8 protein-coding genes are annotated in these 9048 nt (G+C 69.8%); 7 read left to right on the top strand and 1 reads right to left on the bottom strand.

What is annotated here, in order from left to right:
• Positions 1-741: 741 nt before the first annotated feature.
• A complete protein-coding gene (locus AB0878_RS13710; RefSeq protein ID WP_366579962.1) occupies positions 742-1509 on the bottom strand; it encodes an SGNH/GDSL hydrolase family protein in 768 nt (255 codons plus the stop codon).
• Positions 1510-1706: 197 nt separating this feature from the next.
• Here AB0878_RS13710 and AB0878_RS13705 point away from each other — a divergent pair, with 197 nt between their 5' ends.
• The 7 genes from AB0878_RS13705 to AB0878_RS13675 all read left to right on the top strand — a co-directional run bounded on the left by AB0878_RS13705 (position 1707) and on the right by AB0878_RS13675 (position 9048).
• On the top strand, positions 1707-2297 hold the full coding sequence (locus AB0878_RS13705; protein WP_285972690.1) for a TetR/AcrR family transcriptional regulator: 591 nt from the start codon (positions 1707-1709) through the stop codon (positions 2295-2297).
• A 54-nt stretch (positions 2298-2351) separates the two neighbouring features.
• A complete protein-coding gene (locus tag AB0878_RS13700) occupies positions 2352-2849 on the top strand; it encodes a hypothetical protein (protein ID WP_364050152.1) in 498 nt (165 codons plus the stop codon).
• A gap of 47 nt (positions 2850-2896) precedes the next feature.
• Complete coding sequence (locus AB0878_RS13695; RefSeq protein ID WP_366579633.1) at positions 2897-3250, top strand: VOC family protein; 354 nt, start codon at positions 2897-2899, stop codon at positions 3248-3250.
• Between the two features lie 39 nt (positions 3251-3289).
• The gene (locus AB0878_RS13690; protein WP_366579631.1) at positions 3290-4180 is read left to right on the top strand and encodes an oxidoreductase; all 891 of its coding nucleotides are present in this window, start codon (positions 3290-3292) and stop codon (positions 4178-4180) included.
• Between the two features lie 114 nt (positions 4181-4294).
• Positions 4295-5908, top strand: coding sequence for a carboxyl transferase domain-containing protein (locus AB0878_RS13685; RefSeq protein WP_366579630.1), 1614 nt, complete (start codon positions 4295-4297; stop codon positions 5906-5908).
• Positions 5909-5914: 6 nt separating this feature from the next.
• Positions 5915-7894: an acetyl-CoA carboxylase biotin carboxylase subunit gene (locus AB0878_RS13680; RefSeq protein WP_366579628.1), complete on the top strand. Its 1980-nt coding sequence runs from the start codon at positions 5915-5917 to the stop codon at positions 7892-7894.
• The gene (locus AB0878_RS13675) at positions 7891-9048 is read left to right on the top strand and encodes an acyl-CoA dehydrogenase family protein (protein WP_366579627.1); all 1158 of its coding nucleotides are present in this window, start codon (positions 7891-7893) and stop codon (positions 9046-9048) included. Before AB0878_RS13680 ends, AB0878_RS13675 begins: the two co-directional genes overlap by 4 nt.

The raw sequence follows: 9048 nt of genomic DNA, 5'->3' as shown, positions 1-9048 counted from the left end.
ATACCGGCACCGGCACCAGATCCGCACTTGCGCCAGGCCCGCACGGGCGTCCGGCCTGCATCGGCATACCGGCACCGGCACCAGATCCGCACTTGCGCCCGGCCCGCACGGGCGTCCGGCCTGCATCGGCATACCGGCACCGGCACCAGATCCGCACTTGCACCAGATTCGCACTTGCGCCAGGCTCGCACGGGCGTCCGGCCTGCACCGGCACGAGGCCCGCACACGGTCCCCGCCGCGCGCACGAGGAGTGGCACCGCAGCGACGTCCCGACTGCTCTCTACCTTTGCTCACGACTCCAGAGAACTCTCGCCTGCAGAACGCAGATCGCTCCCGGCACAACCCCCGCGCGACGGCATAGCCCACCCTCCCCAAGGGGGCTGCCCAGGATTCATTCTATCGGTCGTCGGCGACAAAACCCTGTGCTCAGGCGGAGTTGTCCACAGCAGGCCAGGTCGGTTCGGAGTTGTCCACAGCACCCGATCGTGGAACCTCGACGGGTCGAGTTCGTCGGCCCCGCAGCACGTTGGTGATCCGGGGCGAGCGGGGAAGGCGCGCCTAGCGAACGAGAACACCCTGAGCGAGCGGCCAAAAGCCGTCGATCAAGGTGAGCGCACGAACGACCACCCCGCCATCCTCCGCGAACCACCGACCTCAGCCGATCAAAGCGAACAAAAAGGAAGAGGCGCCCCACCAAGGGACGCCCCTTCCGAACGAACAGAACCGAACGAACAGAACAGATCAGCCGATCGCCGACGTCAACGGGTTGTAGTACCCGCCCCGCTGCCCGGCCGCGGTCGGGTGGTACGACTCGTCCACCGGCCAGGTGAGGCTGTGGAGGTAGTCGCTCGCCGAGGAGCAGATGTTGTGGCCCACGAAAGCCGAGCGCACGTCCACGAACTGGGCACCGGCGGCGGCCGCGCGGGAAGCCAGGACCGAGGCCAGCGTGTCGGCGCCGGAGTTGATCGCGGAGCGCTTGGTGTCGCTCAGGCCGACGCTGCAGGAGCCCGGCACGGTGTAGAAGCGCGGGTAGGACAGCACCACGAGCTTCGCGTTGGGCGCCTTGGACTTCACGGCGCGGTAGACGTTGTCGAGCAGGCTCGGCAGGGTGTTCTGCACGTAGGTCTTGGCGGTGTTGACCCGGTCGATGCAGGTCTGGTCGCTGTTGAGGGTGCAGGTGGTGATCACGTCGGTGAAGCCGGCGTCGTTGCCGCCCACCGTGAGGGTGACCAGGCTGGCGCTGGACGGCATCGAGTTGATCTGGTTGAGCACGTCACCGGTCTTCGCGCCCGAGCAGGCGAGGAAGGTGAACGTGGTGCCGGCGTGGGCGTTGGCCCACAGCTGGCCGTAGGCGTTGGCGCTGCGCTTGCAGCTGCCCGAGCTGCCGTAGCTCCCGGCGCCCACCCCGGAGGAGTAGGAGTCGCCGAGTGCGACGTAGCTCTGTGCAGCGTTGGCGGTGCCCACAATGCCCAGAGAGGCGAGAACAGCGACCCCCAGGGCCGCGCACATCCGGAGGAACGATCGTGAGGTGGGACGGGTGGCTTCAGCCATGGGTCACTCCTGGTCGTGACGGCTCGACGAGGAATACGAATACCAGGTGGAATCCCCACACGACACCCCAGAATCCGCAGGTGACTCCACTTGGCCCAAGCACTAAGTAGGGCCGGAAGTTAGCGCTCGCTAACCGCCCGTCCTACTATGACCGAATGCCGGCGAACCCCACCCCACTCGTGAACGGCGAGAAGGCGAACAGGCGTGAACAGATCATGGCCGCCGCCGCCGAGCTGTTCGCCCACCACGGCTTCCACGGTGTCGGGATCGACGACATCGGCGCGGCCGTCGGCATCTCGGGACCGGCGCTCTACCGCCACTTCCGCAGCAAGGACGCCATCCTCGGCGAGATGCTGAACTCGATCAGCCACTACCTGCTCGAAGGCGGCACCGACCGCGCCGAGACGGGCGGCACGCCGCTCGAGCTCCTCGAAGCGCTGGTGCGTTTCCACGTCGGCTTCGCCCTCGACCACCCGGCGCTGATCACCGTGCAGGAGCGCAACCTCGCGAACCTCACCGACAGTGACCGCAAGCAGGTACGTGCGCTCCAGCGGCAGTACGTCGAGGTGTGGGTGCGCGCGATCCGCGACGCGATCCCCGGCCTCGAAGAGCGCGAAGCCCGCTCGGCGGCACACGCCGTGTTCGGCTTGATCAACTCGACGCCGTACAACCGCCATCTCGGTGACGCAGAGCTGTCCGAACTGCTCTGCCGGCTCGCTCTGGGCGCACTTTCCGCGGCGGGCTGATCACCCGGATTCGGGGTATCCCCACGGAAGCCGGTGCTGGTGTTTGATAGGCACGTGACCCCGGACCGGAGCGAGGACGAGCAGCGGCTCGTGGAGAAGGCGCAGCGCGCGCTCGTCGCCATCAGCCTCGGCGAGGACGCCGAGGCGCTCGAAGAGGTCACCCCGTCGTCCGACGAGCCGCAGGCGCGCTCTGAGGAGACCAAGGAGCTCATGCTGCTGTTGTTCGGCGAGTGCAGCGCCATGGTGTCCACGCTCGGTGACGGCGGCACGGCACCCGTGAAGGTCCAGGTCTTCGACGAGGACGGCGAAGAGGTTTCCATCGACCAGGCCGACCCGCCCGTGCGCACCGCCGTGCGCACGCTGCTCGCCGAGGTGCACGGCAACACCGCCGCCGCGCGCGAGCAGGTGGAGATCGCGCTGGCCAGCGCCGCGCCCAACGAGGTCGACAGCCTCGTGCTCCAAGCGCTGCGCTGGACGATCCGGCTGTCGGTCGAATGCCTCGACCGCGATCTCCCGGTCGCCGACTGGATCTCCGACGCCGTCACCGGCTGAGCCTCGTCTTCCGGACAAACGCCCGCCGCGCTGGCAGGATCACGGCCATGGAACGCGTGCTCGGCATCGGCGGCTACTTCATCCGCGCCTCGGACCCCGCGGCGCTGGGCGCCTGGTACCGCGACTGCCTCGGCCTCGACGCCGACGAAAACGGGGTGTGGCGCCAAGATCCCGGCCCGACGGTCTTCGCGCCCTTCGAGGCCGGCACGGACTACTTCGGCTCGAAGTCGCAGCAGACCATGCTCAACTTCCGCGTCCGCGACCTCGACGCCATGCTCGCCCAGCTGCGCGACAAGGGTGCCGAAGTGGCCGAGGAGACGCAGGAGATGGCCGGCATCGGGCGGTTCGGCTGGGTCACCGACCCGGAGGGCAACCGCATCGAGCTGTGGCAGTCCGCGTGACGCCCGGCCGGCCGCGGTGAACCGGGCGATACTCGGAGAATGACGACGCCCGGAAGCGTCGCCGTGGTCGGCCCCGGAGCGATCGGGACGACCATCGCGGCCGCACTGCACCAGGTCGGCCGCACACCCCGGCTGTACGGCCGCACCGCCCGCGACCGGCTCGAGCTGCACGCTCCGGGGGAGCACCTCGTGGTGCCCGGCCCGGTCCAGGTCGAGGTGACGCCGGACGTCACCCCGGTCGATCTCCTTTTCCTGGCCGTCAAAGCGACCCAGGTGGCGGCAGCCGCGCCCTGGCTGGCCGCGCTGTGCCGGGCCGGCACGATCGTCTGCGTGCTCCAGAACGGCGTCGAGCAGGAAGCCGTCGTCGCGGAACATGCGAACCTCGGCCGGGTGCTGCCCAGCGTCGTGTGGTTCCCGGCGCAGACCCGGGCCGACGGGTCGGTGTGGCTGCGCGCCCCGGCCCGCTTGACCGTGCCCGACACCGAGGCGGGCCGCGCGGTGTCCGAGACGCTGGCCGGGAGCTTGTGCACCGTCGAACCGGTCGCCGAGTTCCGCTCGCTGGCCTGGCGCAAGCTCATGCAGAACGCGCTCGCGGGCCTGATGGCCCTCACCGGCCGGCGCGCCGGCATGTTCGCGCGGGCCGACATCGCTGAGCTCGGGCTCGTGTACCTGCGGGAGTGCCTCGCCGTGGCCCGGGCCGAGGGCGCCGACCTCGATGACGACGTGCCCCGGGAAATCATCGACGCGTTCCGGGCCTACCCGGCGGACATGGGCACGTCGATCCTGGCCGATCGCGAAGCCGGCCGGCCGCTGGAATGGGACGTCCGCAACGGGGTCGTGCTGCGTCGCGGGCGCCACCACGGCATCCCCACACCCGTCAGCGAAATCGTGGTCCCGCTGCTCGCGGCCACCGGAGACGGGCCCGGCTGACGCGAGTGTGAGCCGCGGGACCCTGGGTGGACACTCCGGTTAGCGGTCGCTAACATCCGAAGGGGAGTTAACGACCGCTAACATCTTGGATCACCAACGTCTCGACGGGGAGTCATGGACACGCCGGTACTGAGCAGTTCCGCGGATCCGCGCAGCGACGGGTTCGCCCGCAGCGTCACCTCGCACGGCGAGCTCGTCGAGGACCTGCGCAAGCGCCTGGACACCGCCCGCCTCGGCGGGCCCGAGAAGTCCCGGGCCCGGCACGTCGAGCGCGGCAAGCTGCTGCCGCGCGACCGCGTCGACACGTTGCTGGACCCGGGTTCGCCGTTCCTGGAGCTCTCGCCGCTCGCGGCCAACGGCCTCTACGACGACGAGGCGCCGAGCGCCGGCATCATCACCGGCGTCGGGCGCGTCTCCGGGCGCGAGTGCGTGATCGTGGCCAACGACGCCACCGTCAAGGGCGGCACCTACTACCCGCTCACGGTCAAGAAGCACCTGCGCGCCCAGGAAGTGGCGCTGCACAACAACCTTCCGTGCATCTACCTCGTCGACTCAGGCGGCGCGTTCCTGCCGCACCAGGACGACGTGTTCCCCGACCGCGAGCACTTCGGGCGCATCTTCTACAACCAGGCCACGATGTCCGCACGCGGTATCCCGCAGATCGCCGCCGTGCTCGGCTCGTGCACCGCGGGTGGCGCGTACGTGCCGGCCATGAGCGACGAAGCGGTGATCGTCCGCAACCAGGGCACGATCTTCCTGGGCGGCCCGCCGCTGGTGAAGGCCGCCACGGGTGAGGTCGTCACGGCCGAGGAGCTGGGCGGCGGCGACGTGCACTCGCGCCAGTCCGGCGTCACCGACCACCTCGCCGACGACGACGCCCACGCGCTGCGCATCGTCCGCGACATCGTCTCCACACTCGGCCCGCGCCCGCCGCGGCCGTGGGACGTGCGGCCCGTCGAGGAACCGGCCGTGGACCCGCGAGAGCTCTACGGTGTGGTGCCCACGGACTCGCGCACCCCCTATGACGTGCGCGAGGTGATCGCGCGCGTGGTCGACGGCAGCCGGTTCTCCGAGTTCAAGAAGGAGTACGGCGCCACGCTCGTCACGGGCTTCGCGCACATCCACGGCCACCCGGTGGGCATCATCGCCAACAACGGCGTGCTGTTCGCCGAGTCGGCCATGAAGGGCGCGCACTTCATCGAGCTGTGCGACCGCCGCTCGATTCCCTTGGTGTTCCTGCAGAACATCACCGGGTTCATGGTCGGCAAGGCCTACGAGGCCGGCGGCATCGCGAAGCACGGCGCGAAGATGGTCACCGCCGTCGCGTGCGCGCGGGTGCCGAAGTTCACTGTGATCATCGGCGGCTCGTTCGGCGCCGGCAACTACTCGATGTGCGGGCGGGCGTACTCGCCGCGGTTCCTGTGGATGTGGCCCAACGCGCGGATCTCCGTGATGGGCGGCGAGCAGGCGGCGTCGGTGCTTTCGACGGTCCGCCGCGACGCGATCGAGGCCCGCGGCGGCGAGTGGTCGGCCGAGGACGAGGACGCGTTCAAGGCGCCGATCCGCGAGCAGTACGAGCACCAGGGCAGCCCGTACTACTCCACCGCTCGGCTGTGGGACGACGGCGTGATCGACCCGGCGGACACCCGCACGGTGCTCGGGCTCGCGCTGTCGGCCGCCGCCAACGCACCCCTGCCCGAGGTCAACTACGGCGTCTTCCGGATGTGAGTGAGCATGTCTTCGTTCGACACCGTTCTGGTCGCCAACCGCGGGGAGATCGCGGTCCGCGTCATCCGCTCGCTGCGTGAGCTGGGCATCCGCTCCGTCGCGGTGTACAGCGACGCGGACGCCGACGCCAAGCACGTGCGCGAGGCCGACACCGCGGTGCGCCTCGGCCCGGCCGAGGCGGCGAAAAGCTATTTGTCGATCCCGGCCATCGTCTCCGCGGCTCAGGTGACGGGCGCGCAGGCCGTGCACCCGGGTTACGGCTTCCTCGCCGAGAACGCGGCGTTCGCGCGAGCGTGTGAAGAGGCGGGGCTGGTGTTCATCGGCCCGCCCGTCGCCGCGATCGAGCAGATGGGCGACAAGATCCGGGCCAAGGCCACGGTGTCCGCGGCCGGTGTGCCGGTCGTCCCCGGGGTGTCCGATGTGGACATTCCGGAGGGCGGGTTCGCCGAGGCCGTGGCCGGGGTGGGCTATCCGGTGCTGCTGAAGCCGTCGGCGGGCGGTGGCGGCAAGGGCATGCGGCTCGTGCACGAGGAGTCGGAGCTCGCCGCCGCGATCGAGTCCGCGCGCCGCGAGGCCCGGGGCTCCTTCGGTGACGACACGCTGCTGGTGGAGCGGTTCGTCACCACGCCGCGGCACATCGAGATCCAGGTGCTGGCCGACAAACACGGGAACGTTCTGCACCTCGGCGAACGCGAGTGCAGCCTGCAGCGGCGGCACCAGAAGATCATCGAAGAGGCCCCGTCGGTGCTGCTCGACGAGGCCACACGCCAGAAGATGGGCGCCGCCGCGGCCGAGGCCGCGCGGTCGGTGGGTTACGTCGGCGCGGGCACCGTCGAGTTCATCATGTCCGCGCACGACCCGGACGAGTTCTTCTTCATGGAGATGAACACGCGGCTGCAGGTGGAGCACCCCGTCACGGAGATGGTGACCGGGCTCGACCTCGTGGCGTGGCAGGTCCGCGTGGCCGCCGGTGAGTCGTTGACGGTGAAGCAGGAGGACGTGCGCCTCGAAGGCCACGCCATCGAAGCCCGGGTGTACGCCGAGGACCCCGCGCGCGGCTTCATCCCGACGGGCGGCACGGTGCTGGCCGTGCACGAACCTTCGGGCGACGGCGTGCGCGTGGACTCGTGGATGACCGAGGGCGCGGTGGTCGGGTCGAACTACGACCCGATGCTGGCCAAGGTGATCGCCTACGGTCCCGACCGCGCGGCCGCGTTGCGCAAGCTCGACCGCGCGCTGGCGGACACGGCGTTGCTGGGGCTGGGCACGAACATCGCGTTCCTGCGCAGCCTGCTCGCCGACGAGGACGTGCGCGCGGGCCGGCTCGACACGGAGCTGGTGGACCGGCGGCTGTCGTCGCTGGTGTCGTTGGAGGTGCCCGAAGGGTTCTTCGTGGCGGCGGCGCTCGACCGGCTGCTTTCGTTGCAGCCGAAGGGTCCCGTGGTGGATCCGTGGGACGTGCCCAACGGGTGGCGCATCGGTGGCGGTGGCGGGGTCACGTTCCGGCTGCGGGCCGGCGAGGTCCAGGCCGTGGTCCGCGTGACGGGTTCGACCGTGCAGGTCGACGACAACGAACCGGTCGAGGCCACCGCGACCCGCGTCGGCGATGTGCTGGAAGTCCGGCGGGACAGCGGGATCGAGCGCTACCGCCGCGCCGACGGTCCACAACGGACGGTCTGGCTCGCGCGCGACGGCTTCGGTTTCGCGTTCGCGGACCAGGAAGTGCGCCTGGCCGCCCGCGGTGAGGCCGCGGGCGCCGGGCCGGTGAAGAGCCCGATGCCGGGCACGGTGCTCGTGGTCAAGGTCGCTCAAGGCGACGTCGTCGCGGCCGGCACGCCGTTGCTGGTCGTGGAAGCGATGAAGATGGAACACACCGTGACCGCGCCGATCGACGGCGTGGTGAGCGAGCTTTCGGCGCGCGCGGGCCAGCAGGTGGCGTTGGACGAAACCCTGGCCGTGGTCAGCCCGAACGAGGAGCAACGATGATCGACTTCCGGCTGGACGAAGAGTACGAAGCGCTCCGCAAGACGGTCGAGGACTTCGCGCACAACGAGGTCGCGCCGGTGATCGGGCCGCTGTACGAGAAGGAAGAGTTCCCCTACGAGCTCGTCGCCAAGATGGGCGAGATGGGCCTGTTCGGCCTGCCGTTCGCCGAGGAGTTCGGCGGCATGGGCGGTGACTACTTCGCGCTGTGCCTGGCGCTGGAGGAGCTGGCGCGGGTCGACTCGTCGGTGGCGATCACGCTGGAAGCCGGCGTTTCCCTCGGTGCGATGCCGATCTACCGCTTCGGCACGCAGGAGCAGAAGGAAACCTGGCTGCCCGCGCTGTGCTCCGGCGAGGCCCTCGGCGGTTTCGGCCTCACGGAACCGGGTGGCGGCTCCGACGCCGGCGCCACGCGTACCCGGGCCAAGCTCGACGGCGACCAGTGGGTGATCAACGGCAGCAAGGCGTTCATCACCAACTCCGGTACCGACATCACGCGGCTGGTCACCGTCACGGCCGTCACCGACGTGATGGAGAACGGCCGCAAGGAGATCTCCGCGATCCTCGTGCCCTCGGGCACGCCGGGCTTCGCCGTGGCGCCCAAGTACTCCAAGGTCGGCTGGAACTGCTCGGACACGCACGAGCTGTCCTTCGCCGACGTCCGCGTGCCGGCCGAGAACCTGGTCGGCATCCGCGGCCGCGGCTACGCGCAGTTCCTGTCCATTCTGGACGAAGGCCGCGTCGCGATCGCCGCCCTGAGCGTCGGTCTGGCCCAGGGGTGCGTCGACGAATGCCTCAAGTACGTGAAGGACCGCGTTGCGTTCGGGCACCGCATCGGCGAGTACCAGGCGATCCAGTTCAAGATCGCCGACATGGAGGTGCGCACCCACACCGCGCGCCTCGCGTACTACCAGGCGGCGTCGAAGATGCTGCGCGGCGAACCCTTCAAGAAGGAAGCGTCCATCGCGAAGCTCGTCGCCTCCAACGCCGCCATGGACAACGCCCGCGACGCCACCCAGATCCACGGCGGCTACGGCTTCATGAACGAGTACCCGGTCAGCCGCTTCTACCGCGACGCGAAGATCCTGGAGATCGGCGAGGGGACGAGCGAGGTGCAGCGGATGCTCATCGCTCGTCACCTCGGCGTCGCCGGGTAG

Origin of the sequence: Amycolatopsis sp. NPDC047767 (assembly GCF_040704195.1) — a bacterium.
Classification (GTDB): domain Bacteria; phylum Actinomycetota; class Actinomycetes; order Mycobacteriales; family Pseudonocardiaceae; genus Amycolatopsis.
The sequence above is the reverse complement of the archived record's forward strand: the minus strand, read 5'-3'. Positions and strand labels throughout refer to the sequence as shown.